13 protein-coding genes are annotated in these 17,146 nt (G+C 58.6%); 4 read left to right on the top strand and 9 right to left on the bottom strand.

Annotated elements, in window-relative coordinates:
* Positions 1-1,076 precede the first annotated feature (1,076 nt).
* On the bottom strand, positions 1,077-1,637 hold the full coding sequence (locus BLS11_RS15295; RefSeq protein WP_092538660.1) for a class I SAM-dependent methyltransferase: 561 nt from the start codon (positions 1,635-1,637) through the stop codon (positions 1,077-1,079).
* Positions 1,638-2,305: 668 nt separating this feature from the next.
* Between BLS11_RS15295 and BLS11_RS15290 the strand changes: the two genes are divergently transcribed.
* Entirely contained in the window at positions 2,306-2,707 is a 402-nt protein-coding gene (locus BLS11_RS15290) for a helix-turn-helix domain-containing protein (RefSeq protein ID WP_092538871.1), read from the top strand.
* Positions 2,708-2,821: 114 nt separating this feature from the next.
* Here the strand turns inward: BLS11_RS15290 and BLS11_RS15285 are convergent, their stop codons facing one another.
* Positions 2,822-3,439 (bottom strand): glycerophosphodiester phosphodiesterase, encoded by a 618-nt coding sequence (locus tag BLS11_RS15285; protein ID WP_092538659.1) that lies wholly within the window; start codon positions 3,437-3,439, stop codon positions 2,822-2,824.
* A gap of 129 nt (positions 3,440-3,568) precedes the next feature.
* The gene (locus BLS11_RS15280; RefSeq protein WP_092538658.1) at positions 3,569-4,654 is read right to left on the bottom strand and encodes a PAS domain-containing sensor histidine kinase; all 1,086 of its coding nucleotides are present in this window, start codon (positions 4,652-4,654) and stop codon (positions 3,569-3,571) included.
* A 454-nt stretch (positions 4,655-5,108) separates the two neighbouring features.
* On the opposite strand from BLS11_RS15280, the gene BLS11_RS15275 reads away from it, so the two are divergent.
* On the top strand, positions 5,109-5,435 hold the full coding sequence (locus BLS11_RS15275) for a DUF7344 domain-containing protein (RefSeq protein WP_092538657.1): 327 nt from the start codon (positions 5,109-5,111) through the stop codon (positions 5,433-5,435).
* 52 nt (positions 5,436-5,487) lie between these two features.
* Here BLS11_RS15275 and BLS11_RS15270 read toward each other — a convergent pair whose 3' ends face one another.
* Positions 5,488-6,732, bottom strand: a complete 1,245-nt coding sequence (locus BLS11_RS15270) for an inorganic phosphate transporter (protein WP_092538656.1) — start codon at positions 6,730-6,732, stop codon at positions 5,488-5,490.
* Positions 6,733-6,921: 189 nt separating this feature from the next.
* Here BLS11_RS15270 and BLS11_RS15265 point away from each other — a divergent pair, with 189 nt between their 5' ends.
* Together BLS11_RS15265 and BLS11_RS15260 are read left to right on the top strand one after the other, a co-directional pair.
* On the top strand, positions 6,922-9,966 hold the full coding sequence (locus BLS11_RS15265; RefSeq protein ID WP_092538655.1) for a PAS domain-containing sensor histidine kinase: 3,045 nt from the start codon (positions 6,922-6,924) through the stop codon (positions 9,964-9,966).
* Positions 9,967-10,669: 703 nt separating this feature from the next.
* Complete coding sequence (locus BLS11_RS15260; protein ID WP_092538870.1) at positions 10,670-10,957, top strand: PadR family transcriptional regulator; 288 nt, start codon at positions 10,670-10,672, stop codon at positions 10,955-10,957.
* 97 nt (positions 10,958-11,054) lie between these two features.
* On the opposite strand, the gene BLS11_RS15255 is transcribed toward BLS11_RS15260, so the two are convergent.
* The 5 genes from BLS11_RS15255 to BLS11_RS20015 all read right to left on the bottom strand — a co-directional run bounded on the left by BLS11_RS15255 (position 11,055) and on the right by BLS11_RS20015 (position 17,141).
* A complete protein-coding gene (locus BLS11_RS15255) occupies positions 11,055-11,330 on the bottom strand; it encodes a PadR family transcriptional regulator (RefSeq protein ID WP_092538654.1) in 276 nt (91 codons plus the stop codon).
* A gap of 849 nt (positions 11,331-12,179) precedes the next feature.
* Entirely contained in the window at positions 12,180-13,358 is a 1,179-nt protein-coding gene (locus tag BLS11_RS15250; RefSeq protein WP_092538653.1) for an ATP-binding protein, read from the bottom strand.
* Positions 13,359-13,887: 529 nt separating this feature from the next.
* Positions 13,888-14,910, bottom strand: coding sequence for a zinc-dependent alcohol dehydrogenase family protein (locus tag BLS11_RS15245; protein ID WP_092538869.1), 1,023 nt, complete (start codon positions 14,908-14,910; stop codon positions 13,888-13,890).
* A gap of 137 nt (positions 14,911-15,047) precedes the next feature.
* The gene (locus tag BLS11_RS15240; protein WP_092538652.1) at positions 15,048-16,229 is read right to left on the bottom strand and encodes a tryptophan--tRNA ligase; all 1,182 of its coding nucleotides are present in this window, start codon (positions 16,227-16,229) and stop codon (positions 15,048-15,050) included.
* A 606-nt stretch (positions 16,230-16,835) separates the two neighbouring features.
* On the bottom strand, positions 16,836-17,141 hold the full coding sequence (locus BLS11_RS20015) for a type I 3-dehydroquinate dehydratase (RefSeq protein ID WP_394327400.1): 306 nt from the start codon (positions 17,139-17,141) through the stop codon (positions 16,836-16,838).
* Between the last annotated feature and the right edge of the window lie 5 nt (positions 17,142-17,146).

The following is a 17,146-nucleotide window of genomic DNA, read 5'->3' as shown; positions in this document are numbered from 1 at the left end:
GTTGAGGAGAACGATGTGCGGTCGGTTTATCAGACGTGTCTCCTCTGAACCCCTCCGACGATCCTTTTAATATGTTCCTCGGTGAAACCGACGAGGACCGAATCTTCCTCGAATGAGCGCACTCGGTGAGTACAATCAATTATGTACATCCCTGGAGTAGGGCTAATTGATCAGATTCTTCCTGCGCTTCGATCGCTCTGCACGCCCCCTACTAGACGACTCGTAACACCCCCGCCTAGAGCGATCACCGCCCTCCATCTTGATCTGAACGGCAGTCGAAACACGTCACCCCTTGCAGTGGTCAGCACAGCTTCGAGGGTGAACGCCGAGGTGGGGTTCATCTGCGCTTCTTTGAGTCCTCCACTGTGCTCTTGCTGTTCGGTCGAACAGCGGTTGTTCACCCAAAGAAAATCATGGCCGTACGCCCCGAGCTAACGTCGGGAAAATGTGTGTCATCTTGCTCATCACTTGGACATCCACGACGCCCGATGCTACCTGCCTATAGACACGGCTCTACTCTTCTACGTAGCGTGCTCTGCGGTCATATCTGGTTGGACGTTGTATTGAACGACCTGAATTTTCAGCCTGGGGGGTCCACCACCCACAGACTCAAACGCTGAAATATTACTGATATAACCGTTAGATCTCACTATTATCCGTGTCGCGCGGTGGTAACTCGCCGCAACGGAGAGATAGTCGATGGAGGAATCAGGAGACACACTGCCGATAGAGGGCCTCGCTAGGTCGATTCGAGACAGCGAATACGAGGCCGTGCGTACGTCTCTGCCCACCTCGACACGGGAGACGCTGCGGACCGGAAGAACGCGTTACGGGAGTTGCGCCGCCTCGCGGACGACCGCCCGGCCGCCGTCTCCTCGCTTTGCCCTTCGCTGACGCCGTTTCTCGCGGACGACGAGCGGTCGATCCGGTTGACGGTCACGAACCTGTTCGTCGCCCTCGATCCGGCTGGTCTTCGCCCGGTTCACTGTGCTACTGCGGTGAATACTCTGCCCCGCCTTCCGCACACACGAAGTGGCTCTCGGTCCGAAATCCGCCCGAGTCCTCGACTCTCGGTTCTACGCGTTCTCGACGACGATGAGATACGTCTCCGGACGCGCCGCCCTGAATACGTCCGTGAACCCGTGGTCGCCGAGGGCGTCAACGACCTCGTCCGCGGTGTAGCGTTCGTCGAGGGGTGGTCCGCTCTCGCCGGTGCCGGTCGCGGCCCAGTCTGCGACGACGAACCGGCCGCCGGGTGCGACGACGCGAGCGAGTTCGTCGAATGCCTCCTCACTGGCGAACTCGTGGTAGGTCATGGTCGAGAACGCCGCATCGACCTGGGAGTCCTCGAACGGAAGGTCGGCGACGTCGGCCGTAACGAGGTCGACGTTCTCGGGGACCCCTTTCTGTCGGTAGTAGTCGTGCATCTCGTCTTGAACGTCGACGGCGTAGACGCGGTTGCTGTGCGGAGCGATATCGTCGGTGTAGAACCCCGTGCCGCTTCCGAGGTCGGCGACGGTCTCCTCACCGTCGAGGGAGAGCCCCCACAGGAGTTCCTCACGAGAAACGTACCGATACCGATCGGACGCGCTCTCGAGTTTATCGGCCTTCGACGCGTCGAACGTGTGGTGGCCCATGCGTTCTTGCTTGTCGAACGACTGCAAAATATGTAGCGGTCGCTGATCCGTTTTCGAGCTTCCGTTTCGGCGTAACGCCGACGGAGGACGTCGATTATGAAGGCGTAGAACCGTTCGATAGCGGATTCGACCAGGGGACCGACGCCATCGGAGGAACGTAATATCGCCAATAGAATTGCATATAATGAACAATACTAGTTACGTCTCGTCCGGAGTTGCACGGCGAGTGCAAGACGGCACTGAAGAGTCACGGTCTTCGACGCCAGCCGAAAGGAAGAATACAAAGAGCGGTAGAGCCCGGTGAGAACGACTACTTTCGAGGGGTATCTCGATGGTCCGCCGGCGGACGAGGTGTGTGCGTCCGCTGCGCCGCCGGGCGACACTTCGCTCCGCTCGGACCACGAACGTACTCGCGTGGATGCTATCGGATCGGTCGTAACGGTTCGCACCGGTTTCGGGCCCAGACGACTGTACCGATGTTGCACTATACTCGGAAATCCGAGCCAGCTAGCCTCCGTTGGAATCGACGGAGACGCGAACGTTCAGCGGCGTACTGTCCACAGAGTCGGGTCGAACGTCTGATCCCGGGTTCTATAGGAGCCGAGCAGAATTGCATGTCTCATACTCAAATCTTTTATTGACGTACCTCCTACATGGTGGTGATAACGATGCCGGATTCTATGGCCGAACAACTCCAGCAGGACATGGAGTGTGAGGGTCTCCTTGAGTGCTTCCACGGTCTCAAACAGCTCGACAAGGAGTGCTTCCAAACCCTCGTAGACGCGACGGAACCGCTCACAGTGGACGAAATCGCAGATACAGTCGATCGAGAGCGGTCGACCGCCTACCGCTCCGTCCAACGTCTACTTCAGGCGGGATTCATCCAGAAAGAGCAGGTCAACTACGAGCAGGGCGGCTACTACCACGTCTACTCACCGAGTGACCCATCGAAGGTCGCGAGAGATATGCAGCGGATGCTCAACGATTGGTACGCCAAGATGGGCCAACTCATCCAAGAGTTCGAGGACAAGTACGATCAGACCCAGCACACCGCCCCCGCCGAAGGGTAAGAGCGGATTTGAACGTTCGTACTGCGTGTCCTTCACGCACCCCGACGAGGGCACCTGTTTTGTCGTCCGTTTCAGACAGAACTGAAAGGACCCGACTGCGAGACGTTCGCTGATTCAGCAGTCGACGAGGAGACCGGCGCGAACACTTCTGTCCACTGCCTTCCGGAGCAGCGCGTCCGTGATCGACTCGGTGGTTAGCAAGAGAGCGTCGGCGTCCAGAGTATCGATGACGGCGAAGGGGTCGGTGGGCCCGTATCGTCCAGCCAGTGCGGGTCCGATAGTGATTCCAGCTCGAATCCCTGCGTCGTGCGCACGCTCCGGGATGTCGTCGACGAACCCCTGACCGGCGAAGAGAACGGTTCGTTCCACTAGTCCGTGACGTCTGACTGCCCTTACGACGTCGTCGACGAGACCGGGGTCCTTCAGATCGATCCAGGCTTCGAGCGTCGTCTCGCTGATCACCGAGAGCGACTGCTCGAGGGTGGGCACGGTTTCACCGTCGCCCGTGGTGAAAGACTGTATCTCCGCGAGTGAGAGGCGGTCAACGCGGCCGTTACCAGTCGTCGTTCTGTCGACCGTTGCGTCGTGGATGACGACCAACTCGTCGTCGCCCGTCCGTCGAACGTCGAACTCGACGCCGTCGACCCCCCACTTTGCTGCCGCCTCGAAGGACCGTACCGTGTTCTCGGCCGCCGCCCGCAGTCGGCCTCGATGCCCGATGATTGGAAGCACAGTCTACAGAGACGGGGCAGAGAGAAACTGATTTCGACGACCCTGTTGAAAATTAAAAATTTGTGATAGGAACCGGAAACAACGTTGAATAGAACGCGCAATATTGCCGGGATGATTCTCGAACACCGTTCACGTATCGGGTGCCGGAAGCGTAAACGAAAACGTCGATCCCTCTTCGGGTTCGGAGTCTACCCAAATCTCTCCCCCGTGGCGTTTGACGATGCGCCGGCAGAGTGCGAGGCCGATTCCTGTCCCTTCGTACTCCTCGTGGCTGTGGAGTCGCTGGAACACCTCGAAAACCCGGTCTACGTCTTCTTGATCGATACCGATCCCCTCGTCAGTGACCGAAATTATCCACTCGTTTCCGTCACGCACCGCAGAGATCGACACTCGGGGTTTCTGCTCACCGCTGTACTGGAGAGCGTTTTCCAGCAGGTTCTGGAAGAGTTGGCGGAGTTGGCTGGCGTCGCCTCTGACAGTCGGGAGCGATTCGGCGGTGATTTCGGCACCAGTTTCGTCGATTCGGATACCGAGATCCCTCAGCACGTCGTCCAGCACTGCCTCGAGATCGACCGAATCGAAGGACTGTCCCTCTGTTTCGACTCTGGAGTACGTAAGCAGCCCCTGGATCATCGCCTTCATCCGCTCGGCACCGTCAACTGCGAACTCGATGAACTCTTTTGCGTCTTCGTCGAGGTCATCGCTGTACCGACGTTCGAGCAGTTGGAGGTAGCTCGTGACCATCCGTAACGGCTCTTGCAAGTCGTGAGAGGCAACGTGGGCGAACTGCTGGAGGCGCTCGTTGGACTCTTCCAACTGACGCTGATACGTGTACCGGTCGGTGATGTCGAAATGGGCGACAGCGACGTATCTCTGGTCGCTGGTAGCGAACGATGCTGCCCGCATGAGAAACCAACGTTGCTTGTCGGGCGAGTGGCACGGATACTCGAACTCGAAGAGTTCTCGCTCGCCCGTTAGAATCTCGGATAACCCGGCTGCGGCCGCTTGTGCCGTCTCCGTCTCCGCTTGTCTGGTGATCGAAAGATAGTTCGTTCCGACCGTATCCGGTCTCAGTTCGATGTCGTTCGCTTCGCCGAACTCCCGCCATGCGCGATTCGTATACAGGATCGTCCCTTCGTCATCCAGGATTGCAAAGTTTATCGGGAGCGTGTCCACGGCCGCTGGAATAAGAGCCTCTGGCTCACGGCCATCCATATCCGCTTTTAGTTGACTGACAGAGATAAGGCTGTTCCCGGTCTGGTTGCGGACGGAGCGTTCTCTGCAGTCAGTACGGATATTCTCCCACCCTCTCGGTAGTTCGTTCGACTTTAATCACCGAACCTGTTTGCACGCGCTACTTCGATGTGAGTTCAGCGCCGACGAGACGGGATCGTTGCAGTCCCACTGAGTGGGGCACGGAACTGTGTCGTCCTCCTGTCGACGACGACGTCACGTGCCCGGCGTCACCGAATTTCCGAAGGAGGGAACGGGTGCCTCTGACAGCGCTTTCACCACAGACACACATTATCAAAAAATGATGTGTTCCGGTGGGAATCTCCGGTTCGTGCTCATAAAATGTAGGAACACGTTCTCATGATAGATAATCGCTACACGACCAATTACTTTAGGCGCTTACCTTTCGGGGGGAGAGAACGGTTGTAGAGATAGAATGGCAGTCAACCGAGACGGCACTCTTTCCGGGTATTCACCTGATGACTACTTCGCCGTCCTCAGCGGAAAACAGCAACAGGCTGTAGCGAGCATCCTCGCCGAGAAAGACCGTTCGGTCGAACTCTCACTCCTCGCAGCGGAGGTTGCCGCTGTCCTCGCAGACGATAAGCGGGACGTGAGACGAGTGGAGATGAAACTTCACCACTACCACCTTCCGAAGTTAGACGCGGCGGGCCTTCTCGAGTACTGTTCCGAGGATCGCCGTGTCAGTCCGGCGAAGAGCCTGCGAACGGTCGTGCCGCCCAAAACGGCGTCGCTGAATTAACTCGCCTGCGACCGACCATTCCGGATGCGGAAGTACCTCGTCCGGACGGAACTCACAGCAGGACCGCGAACACCGGGTAGGAGGCCGCGACCGCCAGCGAGGGCGTTACCACCCACATCGTAACGATCCGCTTGGCCGCCTTCGGATCGAAGAGGCTCCGCTCGTCGAGGTCTGCCGGTCCCTCCGCGCCGATGTCCGGAACGTCCGGAATCTCCTCCGGTTCGTCCGCGGGTTCCTCGTGGCGGGCGATGTCGCCGATGGTCGGACTCGCAGGCGCCTCCTCGACGCGTGAGGTGACCAACGCTCCCGTCGCGACGTCAAACTCCGGCCGCTCGGGCGTCGGCGTCGCTAACTCCGCGAGCGTCGCGGCCCGACTTGCCCGCCCCCATCCGAGTCCGATGATGGTCGACGTCGTACTGACCGCGAGACTCGCGGGAATCCCCAAGTACGAGAGGATCGTGATGACCGTGCCACCGACGATGGAGACGATCAGCGACGCGAGAATCGGGAGTTCCGTGATGTCGTCTCCGACCGTCTCCAGCGTGCGACGGGCGATCGTGAAACTTCCCAACGCGAAGGCTCCCACCGCGAGCAGGACGCCCTGATCGACGGTGAGCGCCCCACCCTCGCCGACGAGGGGGGCCACAGCGTTCGCCGCGTTCGACGCCCCCGCCGAGAACGCCATGTAGCAGGCGATGGCGACCACCGAGAGTGACCCGACGATATCTTGCGGTGACGCGTTCGGGTTTAGGTACGGCCGTGGAATCGCTCCCGAGCGGTCGAGTTGGACGAAGTGGAGATCGAACGTCGTGAACGCGACGTAGCGGTCGAGATACGGGTAGACGTAGCGCCCGACCACGAACCCGATGGTGAAACACACCAGCGGCGCGACGATCCACGCCGAGACGATGACGAACATCAGCGCCTGATTGAGCGTGTCCGACGCGAGACCCAACCCGACGATGGCGCCGACGGCAGTCATCGACGTCGAGGCCGGAACGCCGTAGAGATTCGATATCAACAGCGACGCGCCCGTGAAAAACAGGACTGCGACACTTGCGATGGGCGTGAACTGGGCCGCCGGCACGATACTGCTGCTCATCGTCGCGATGACGTTCCGGCCGACGGTCCACGCGCCGAGAAACCCGAAGCCGACGAACAAAGCCCCCGCGGTCGCCTTCCGAACGAGGCGCGAGCCGACTGCGGGGCCGAACGCCACACCCGTCGACGAGCCTCCGATGTTGAACCCGACGAACACGGCGACGACGATACCGGCGACGGTTAGCAGTGATACCATCGTGTCGTATCTGCGCCATCGTTATTCTGCCTCCATATATAATCCTCCGAAGTCCGTTTCGGGTCGGTGCTGACGTGATCGTACTGCCGACGTGGATGCCGGATTCTCTATTCATATTCAACCCGCGAGTGGTTCCGGACCTAGTCAGTACGCGACGACCTTTTCCTCCCCGGATTCATTATCGCTCGTATGAGCGATCAAGCCGGGACTCCGGAGGGTGGGTTTTGGGCGGACGCTACCGGCGAGCAGGCGGTCGATCGGTACTCCACGCTCGTCAATATGGTCGACGATGGCATCTACCAGCTCGACGCCGAGGGGCGGTTCGTCGCGGTCAACGAAACCATAGTCAGCTTGACCGGCTACGCCCGGAAGGAACTCCTCGGCGAGCACGCTTCGATCATCCTCGACGACGAGGACGCCAATCGCATCCAGCGCGAGATCTACCGGCGATATATGGACGGCGACCGCGAGGGAGAGCCGCTCGAGCTCACCGCCCAACTGGCCGACGGCGAGACCCTCCCGTGCGAACTGGAGCTTCACCTGCTCGCTGAGGAGGGGACCTTCCAGGGCACTATCGGGGTCGTGCGCGACATCACAGACCGGAAACAGACGGAACAGGAACTCCACGAACGCGAGCGCGAACTCCGGCGGAAAGAGCGGCGGTACGAGGCCATCTTCGAGGATCCCAACATCCTCGTCGGCCTGCTCGACCCCGACGGGACCGTCCGAGACATCAACCAGACGGCCATGGAGTACGTCGACGCCGATCTGGAGGACGTACGGGGCGAGCCGTTCTGGGAGACTCCCTGGTGGGGCGAGGGCGACGGCGTCCAGCCTGAGGTGAAAGAGTGGGTCGAGCGGGCGGCGGCGGGCGAGTACGTCGAGTTCGAGGCTGACCTCACCCGCGCAGACGGCGAACCGTACACCATCAGCGGCTACTACCGACCTGTCACCGACAACGACGGTGAGGTCGTGTCCATCATCGTTTCCGACCGCGATATCACCGAGCGGAAGCAGCACGAGCGCGAACTCGAGTTGTTCCGCACCCTGCTCAATCACTCGAACGACAGCGTACTGGTGGTGGATCCGGAGACGGGCCGCTACCTCGACGTCAACGACACCGCCTGTACGCGGCGGGGGTACTCGCGTGAGGAGTTCCTCGAACTCAGGGTCACGGATCTCGAAACCGAGATTCCCGACCACGAGGCGTGGCGGTCGTTCGTCGAAGGCCTACGTGCCGAGGGGCAACTGACCTTCGACGGACACCACCGCCGCAAGGACGGTACGACGTACCCGGTCGAGGTCAACGCGTCCTACGTCGACCTCGATCAGGAGTACGTCCTCGCCATCGCTCGCGACGTTACCGAGCGCCGGGAGTACGAACGGTACCTCGAGGACGCCAAATCACGGTTAGAGGCGGCGACAGATGCCGGCGCGGTCGGGACCTGGGAATGGAACATCCCCGAGGACGAGATGGTCGTCGGGAAGACGTTCGCTCGGACGTTCGGCATCGACCCCGACGTCGCCCGCGAGGGCGTGTCGCTCGATCAGTTTATCGAAGCCATCCACGAGGACGACCGCGAGCGAGTCACGGCGGCGATCGAGGAGGCCGTCGAGACGGGCGGCGACTACGAGGAAGAGTACCGCGTGTGGAACGCAGACGACGATCTCCGCTGGGTTGTCGCTCGCGGGCACGTCGAGTGCGACGACGGCGAGCCGATCCGCTTCCCGGGGGCGCTCACCGACATCACCGAACGCAAACGCGCCGAATTAGAACTCCAGCAGAACAACGAACAACTGGAGACTCTCTTCGAAGTCCTTCCCGTGGGCGTCGTGGTCGCGGAGGCCGACGGACAGATCGTCCAAGCCAACGACATCGCACACGAGATCTGGGGCGGCGACGTCTTCGACGTCGAGTCCGTCGAGGAGTACGAGCAGTACCCGGTCTGGGACGCTGATTCCGGCGAGCGCGTCCAGCCGGACGAGATGACGCTCGCGAGGGTCATCCACGGCGAGGAGGTGCTCGACCCGGACATTTACGAGATCGAGGCGGTCGACGGCGAACGACGGGTCGTCCGACTGGAGGGGATGCCCGTCCGCAACGAGCACGGCGAGGTGACCCGCGGCGTAGCTACCCTCACTGACATTACTGACCGCCGTGAGGCCCAACGCGCGCTTGAAGAGTCCGAGCGCCGTTACCGAACGCTGGTCGAAAACTTCCCGAACGGCGCAGTGGGCCTGTTCGATGAGGACCTGCAGTACACCGCTGTTGGCGGTCAGCTCTTCGACAGGCTCGACTACGGCCCGGAGGATCGAATCGGACACCGCTTTACTGAAATCCATACATCGGATCTGGTTGAGGAGTTAGAACCGCACTTCCGGGCCGCACTCGACGGTGAGGCGGGCTCCTTCGAAATCGAATACCGCGGCCGACACCTGCACGCCAATACACTCCCCGTCAGAGACGCCGACGACGAGGTGTACGCGGGCATGATCGTGATCCAAGACGTGACCGAGCGACGGGAATACGAGCGTATGCTGGAGGTGTCCAACGAGCGCCTCGAACAGTTCGCCTACGCCGCGTCCCACGACCTCCAAGAGCCGCTCCGAATGGTCTCGAGCTATCTGCGGTTGCTCGAACGGCGCTACGCCGACGACCTCGACGAGGACGCACGGGAGTTCCTCGATTTTGCCGTCGACGGGGCTGACAGGATGCGGGAGATGATCGACGGTCTGCTAGAGTACTCCCGCGTGGAGACGCGTGGCGATCCGTTCGAGGTCGTCGACCTCGACGACGTCCTCGCGGAGGTCTGTGACGACCTGCAAGTGATGATCCAAGAGAGCAACGCAGAAATCACCGCCGAAGACCTCCCTCGCGTGGAGGGCGATCGCGGGCAGTTGCGGCAGGTCTTCCAGAATCTGTTGGACAACGCCATCGAGTACAGCGGCGACGAACCCCCGCGGATTCACATCGGCGCCGAACGCGACGGCGACCGGTGGCTCGTGTCCGTCGAGGACAACGGCATCGGTATCGATCCGGAGGACACTGACCGAGTCTTCGAGGTCTTCCAGCGCCTGCACACCCGGGACGAACACGCAGGCACTGGTATCGGTCTGGCGCTGGTTGAGCGCATCATCGAGCGCCACAACGGCGATGTCTGGGTCGAGTCGTCCCCTGGCCAGGGCTCGACGTTCTCGTTTGCGCTACCTGTAGCGAGCGATTTCGAGACGTAAGGACTTCACATTCTGTTCCATGTCGAGGACTTGTTTGCTTACTCTGTTGATGTGTGTGGTACGTTCGTCCTAGCGGACCCATTATGGGTCTCTGTGCGGAACCCGCAGATGAAATAAATCCGCGCGCTTAGCATCACAACGACGAACAGGCCGACGATGAATGCAATCTGCCCCCTTTCGTCGATAGCGGAATCCACGCGTGAGGGACAGACGGAATCGATAGCGGTGCGCGGTCGGCAGAAAAGAACGTGTCGACGGTAATCTCGAGCAGGCACGGCGGGACCAGTTTCATGATTCGCCACGGGATCGTCGAGATGCCAACGGTTCCGAACATAGGCCCGTGTTCCGGAACGGATCGTACTGACGCGTCAGGATCGGATTTGAGCTGCTCACCTGCTCTTCGTAAACGCGTCTTGAACGGGAGAGACGACGAGGCACGGTCACGGGGACATGAGGACCGAACCGTCTACAGGGAGATGGCGTCCTCACGGCATCCGAAGGCGGAGACTGGCTCCGTGTCTGCTCTCTCTGCGCGTAAGGGCCGAAGCGATACCCCCTCCCTGGAGCTCGATCCAATCCCCTTGCAGGGGTTTCTATCCCCTCTTAACGACGTTCCGAACTCTATCCTATACGTGAAAGTAAGGAATATTGGGCAGATGATTTTTGATTATGTCCATTGACTTACCTCTGTATGTCGGAGCAGGTGTTCGACCTCACTGGTTTCCAGCGTGACCTTCTGACCGTGATCGCTGGCCTCGATGAACCGTCAGGGCAGGAAGTGAAAGAGGAAATAGAGAAGCAACACGACGATGTCAACCACGGTCGTCTCTACCCGAATCTCGATGCACTCGTCGAGGAAGGCTACGTAGAGAAAGGGCAGATTGATCGGCGGACGAACTACTACGAACTCTCCGACCGAGGCGAGCAAGCCCTTCTCAACCGACGCCAGTGGGCGAACTCGGTCGTCCCCGAACTCAGCACGAACTCGTAATTCAACGGTACTGCCTTCGAGCAGTACTGTTTGTTCCTTGCGGACGGAAAACTACTCGTACTGCACTCCTCCCTGCGTAACTAGTAGCTAGAACTACTTACTCGCTGAGATACGCTCCTTCCCACTCCTGACGATCAGTAATCTCGCGGTCACCCCTCGCAGTCAGTGTGTAGTAGTTCGTTCGCTTGTCGCGCTCACCTTTCTCGATCAGCCCTTTCTCTACGAGGGTGTCGAGATTCGGATACAGGCGCCCGTGATGAACCTCTTTCTCGTAATAGTCCTCCATCTTCTCTTTGATCGCGAGGCCGTGTGGCTCTTCGAGACCCGCGACGACGAGGAGCAGATCACGTTGAAATCCAGTGAGATCGTACATTCATCGAACCTGATTACTCTGGCACTATAACTATATCTTATTCTGTCTATTCCCTTACTGTATCCCCTGCTGAAGAGACTGGCAAGAAGAGAACTAGGCGTGTAGTGCTCTTGTGGCAGTTTAGCCTATCTCCCCGGGTGAGGTGAGGCGTTCACGGGGGTGCGCCTCAGGGATATCGTGTCTACACCTTCACTTGCAGGACTGGACCCCTCGAAGCGTGTCCTCCCTACCGCTTTACGAGGAGATATCTCCGTCGAGGTCCTATCACGACTGCTCGTTTCTGGCATCGCCCGAACCGGATTCGAGCCTCCCCATCCCCACCCCTCGGGCATTTCTGTGACATCTCAGCGGACCCTCCAAGTATCTCCACTTCCACTGTGCTTGGCTGACCTATATTTCGCTGGGGGCCTCTGTTCACACGAGAGGAGATCACCCCAACTGTCGACCCCCTCTTTCGCGTACAATAATGCATCCATCTCACCACATCCAGAACGACCGCTCGCACCGTGGTATCGGGGCCTATCCCTCGCGTCTTCTTGCGAAATCCTGTGTACAGGCTACGAACGGACTGTGGGTGAGTATCCAGATTCGGCGGATTTCATCAACGTAAGCTAACCCATGCTTCAGACCCTCAGGCAACTCCTCCGGCGTTCACGAACTGAAGATCAACTCTACGAGTGTCGTCACTGCGGAACGACCGTTTCTTCAACTACAGATGTGTGTCCGGTGTGTGATTCTCGCGAAATCGGACGCCATGATCTTTCCTAAGGCGATTCACGATATTCACCATCTAAAGCCACTGTATGTCCGGTATCACCCACCAGTAGAAAACCGAGTCTATATCGGTCGTTATGCGGCACCGAGAGACGTACCGTTGGAGAACTGTCCTGACCGAGTCGCCTCATCGGCCAGTGGAAGCTCGACGGTAAACACGCTCCCGTCGGGGCCAGTCTCGGACAGTTGAACCGTACCGCCGTACCGTTCGACCAAGGTCCGTACGAGATAGAGTCCGATTCCGTGACTCCCACCAGTGTTATCGCTCCGTTCGAACAGTGTTTCGCGGACGCTGTCTGAGATTCCGGGACCGTTGTCCGCGATAGACACCGTCGCCGCATCGGCGCCTACCTCGACGGTCACGTCCACCCGAGGCGTCTCACTATCGTTGTGTTGCACCGCGTTAGCGAAGAGGTTCGCAAACACCCGGGGGAGAAGGTCGTCGGCCATCACGTAGACGCCATCAGGGATAGACGTAGTTACCTCGACGGCCTCCGTGTCACCTCTGGGGTCGTCGAGCGTCGTGGCGAGAACTTCGCTGAGGTCCACAGCCTCTCGTTCGATGTTTCCTTGGCTAGCCTGCATCAGCACCTGAACGTCTCGAATGACCTCCGCCATGTCCCGGCCCTGTCGATGAATCCGTTCGAGATTACGCCGAAGTTCATCGTCTAAGTCGTCGTCGTCCATGTGGACGGACGCGTACCCCGTGATGACGTTGGCGGTGTTCAGTACTTCGTGACGGAGAAGGCTGTTCAGGTAATCGAACCACTGCCGCTGAGATTCGGCCTCGTCAGCGCGAATGGCCGCGCGCTCAGCACTGAGTTCACGCTCGATGGCACGCGCCTCGATAATTCCGAAGACGAGTCCACCGACTCCGCCCATGGCCATCGAGATCCGGGCCCATCCGACGACGCCATGGAGGGTACCCGGATACCAGACCACCATCATCGGTGCATTAACTCCGAAGAAAAGCGTGATCCCGCCGACAAACCACTTGGCGATACGAGGGTATCGCTTGGGAGAGAGGTCCTTACTCTCTATGTGATGTCCGCCATAGACGATGCCGACCGAGAAGACGACGGTGAAGAGGAGAGTCAGGAGGAAGTTCGCTGTGAGGAGCGGTTCCACGTGGAGACCGTAGAACGCTATCCACTCGACGACGAACGCGAGAAAGAACAGGACACCAACCCTCGATATCAGCAGCGGTATTTTGTCTGGGGGAAAGGCAGCCGATAGCCGAGACGCCAAGTCCATGTGCTAAGTGTCGCGCTATAGAATAAATACCTTCGGCGATATTATCAAAACACAGAATCGGGGCCGATGGTTCATCCGCTCCCAACTAGCTTGTTCTCCGAAAGCGGGGACGGAACCCTGGCTGTTACAATGGAACGGAATGATACACTCACTACTGGAACCGCACCTGGGTCAGCGTCACGGTGAACGTGTATCTGAATATGAAGTATGTAGCGCACGTTTAGTATCGTAACTGAGAACTGGAACTCCATCGGACCGGTTTTAGGTTAGCAGCCGCTCAAACGACTCAGTTAACACAGATCCCAGTCGTTCAACTACAACCTACACCCGAAATACGCACGAGTACGTTGGCCGGATGGACGCCGTCAACACCGCTACGGCCCGAGCATCCGTGTTGGTTAGCTGACTTGGTCCGTGGCTGACTCCTCACCAATATCATCTCCTGAAATCACCGACGTAATCGTCGAGGCCTTGGACGCGTTGGATTCACCCGCAACTTCGATTGCTGAATAGACGCTCTCTATTCAGCTCACTCGACCGAAATGACGACCTTGCCCTGGTGTTTGCCATCTTCAACGTATCGATAGGCCTCGCGGACATCTTCTGGCTCGAAGCCGAAAGTCCGGTCGACAACCGGCTCGAGATCCGCAGCTTCGATCGCACTGTTCATACGGTCGAACATCGCGCGACTGCCAACGCCCATCGAGCCCTCGACGGTGAGGCCATTCAGCAGAATCTGGCTGGGATGGACCTGCCCCTCCGGGCCGGAGAGGACGCCAATGAGGTGGACGTGGCCGTCGAAACCGGTCGCTTCCAGCGACTTCTGAAGGGTTCCGGGGCCACCAACCTCGACGACGTGATCGACGCCGCCGGTCTCTTCTTGAACGGCCTCGCCCCACTCGGGCGTCTCCTCGTAATTGAGTGTCCACGTCGCGCCAAGTTCGCGGGCACGTTCTAATTTCTCGTCGCTCGAGGAGGTGACAAAAACATCAGCGCCTTGCATCGTCGCGAACTGCAGCGCGAACATGGAGACGCCGCCGGTACCCAGGACTAAAACCGTCTCGTCGGCAGTTAAATCGCCCTCTTCGTGGAGCTCGCGCCACGCAGTTAATCCAGCGCAAGACAGCGTTGCTCCCTGTTCGTACGAGAGGTTGTCAGGAAGCACTGCTAGACTATCGGCCGGGAACGTCACGTACTCCGCTAAGGCCCCATCGACGTTGCCGCCGGTTGTCCGTGCGATCTTCTCGGACGCGACCGGGCCGTCGACCCAGTCAGGCGCAAAAGGAGTCGCAACCCGGTCGCCCTTCGAAAGGCGCTGTACGTTCTCGCCGACTGCAGTAACCTCGCCGGCCCCGTCAGAAAGTGGGACGACTGGCAGTTCGGTACCGGGGTATGTGAGGTCCTCGTCGGCAATCGCCAGGTCGCGGTAGTTCAAAGAGGTAGCTCGAATTTCGACGAGCGCTTCGTCAGCCGCCGGTTCGGGGCGTTCGCGTTCTACTTCGACGATTCCAGAGTAGTCACTCGAGGACTCCTGAACTCCGTAAGCTTTCACAATTAGACTGAAGATACCTATGGGGTTCACTCTTTGGTCTGGCGAGCGTTTCGCCGACAACGCCCTCGATACTGTTCCGATGGCGAGACGAGAGTAGCGCGTGCGAACGTTGTACGTTGATCGTCGAGTGAGTTTCTCTATCTTTGAACCAGAGAACTCTCGAGGTAGCCTGTGCGCCGCCGCGCAGCCTGTCGCTCACTCTCTGTCAAGCGGAACTGTTCCAACTCGTCTTCGAGCGAACCGAGTGCCCGACGACGCTCTTGATGTGCTTCGAGGAAGGTCGCAATATTCTCCGCCGCCATCTCCTTGAGTTCTCCACTTAGGAGCGACCCCGTTCGATACTCGCGTGCAAGTTGTTCTACCCGCTCATCACGTTCTTCAAAGAAGTAATACAAGAACTGATACGAGACGTCTACCTCTGGGTTCCCTCCCTGTTCTCGATGTTCTTCTCGACTAGTTTGGCCACCGGAATAAGCGTGGGTGCGGATTTTGTCGAAGACCGCTTCCCGGTCGTCTGAGAGATGGATACTCGGTGCATCGTCGGACGTACTCATCTTCCCCGGCCCTTCGAGACTCGGGAGAAACTTCGAGAGCAAGGCACCGGGCTTGGCCACATCGTACCGTTCCTTGGCGGCGATGTCCCGACAGACTCGAACGTGGGGGTCTTGGTCGACCGCAATCGGTACGAGCGTCGGATGGCGACCCTCCACAAGTTGGGGTAAGAGGAGGTGTGCGGCTTGGACAGCGGGGTAGAACGAGAGGCCGATATTCTCGGGTTCTCCGTACGTTGAGTCCACCGTCGATTGAGTCACCTCTTTGGCAAATGCTACTGCTAACGGGTACACAACGTCAGCGTCGGCTGTGTCTACGATGATTCGGGTTCGTTCGGGGTCGAACCCGACTGCGAGAATATCAAAGAGGTTCTCGCGGGTGTAGTCGCTAATTTCGCCCAGCGACTCGTCTTTGAGGAAGTACTTCTCGTCGTCGGAGAACGGGATGTAGACGAGCGTTCCAGTCTGGTCTTGCAGATACTTAGCGAAGTAAAACGGGAAGATGTGACCGATGTGCATCGGCCCTGAAGGACCACGCCCCGTCACGATGGAATGCGTTTTACCGTCGTTGGCGGCGTCGAGGAACGGGTCTACGTCTCGCTCTGCATAGAATATGTTACGGCGTACGAGCGGATGGCCGGGGTCGGGGAATTTCGCCTTCTGCTCGTCAGTGAGGGCATCAGCCCCGAACTTGTCGAGGAGTCGGTCATAGTCGATGTCGCCTTCGACGGCATACGGTGTTACGGTGAAGTCGTCTTCTGCTGGCATGTGCGTTTGGTGGTCGTAGTCACTTTGGAGGCGATGCGATCGAGAAAGCGAGTGAGCATCGCGGTCGAATCCGCCGGGTTAAGCCCGTCCGACTCTAAACCGCGATACTGTCCACTTCCCGAGACGCGTGCCAACGCCAGCAATTGGCGTGGGAAGTGGACACCATGTTGACATCGATGGGGCTGTACCTCTTATAGATTTTGTTCCTCTACCATCTTGCAATCTGGAGACCAATCCTCCCGATCGGTCTCGACGCGCCTGACTTCAGAGAGGGAGAATCGTCATATCGTCAAACGATTCGTAGTTTCCCTCTGCCGAGCGATTCGGTGAGGTCCACGAGGCTTCGAGCGTCTTCCCCCGCGTGAGATTATCTGTAGTCGCGGCAAGGACGAACTTTGTAATTTTCATGCTAGTGTTTAAATTCGCCATATAAATTTCGAACCTGGGAGAAATATATCGAGGAGGATGGTAGTGGAGAAGTCCCAGCCCTAGCCGGCATATCGCCGAAAATAACCTTATTCGGACGATTGCGAAATCGTAGGGTAGTATAAAATATTACCCGAACATTTTTCGATTAGATGTGATATCTATTCGGTCGGATTCTATTTAGAGATTGATCACTCGCCTGTGTTTGCCAACATCTCCGCAGGAGTCGCCTGCGATCACGACCCCTCGGTGCGAAGCCGTATTCAGACAGTGAAGAAATGAGAGGGTATCTTGCTCATTCTCTGCAAAGACGACTACCTTCACAAGATCGCCGTAACTGTCACAGTCTGTGATAATTCGCCGTAATCCCTCGTTCCTAGGGGTCTGCTCGAAGTCATGGTACGAACTGACTGATCTCACCCCCATACTGTCTAACTCACCTACTATCTCTTTGTTCTCTTGTACGTAAACAGGGAAAAGGCTCAACCGAG

The sequence above is a fragment of the Halopelagius longus genome (genome assembly GCF_900100875.1).
Classification (GTDB): Archaea; Halobacteriota; Halobacteria; order Halobacteriales; family Haloferacaceae; genus Halopelagius; species Halopelagius longus.
This window is presented reverse-complemented; position numbering and strand designations above follow the sequence as displayed.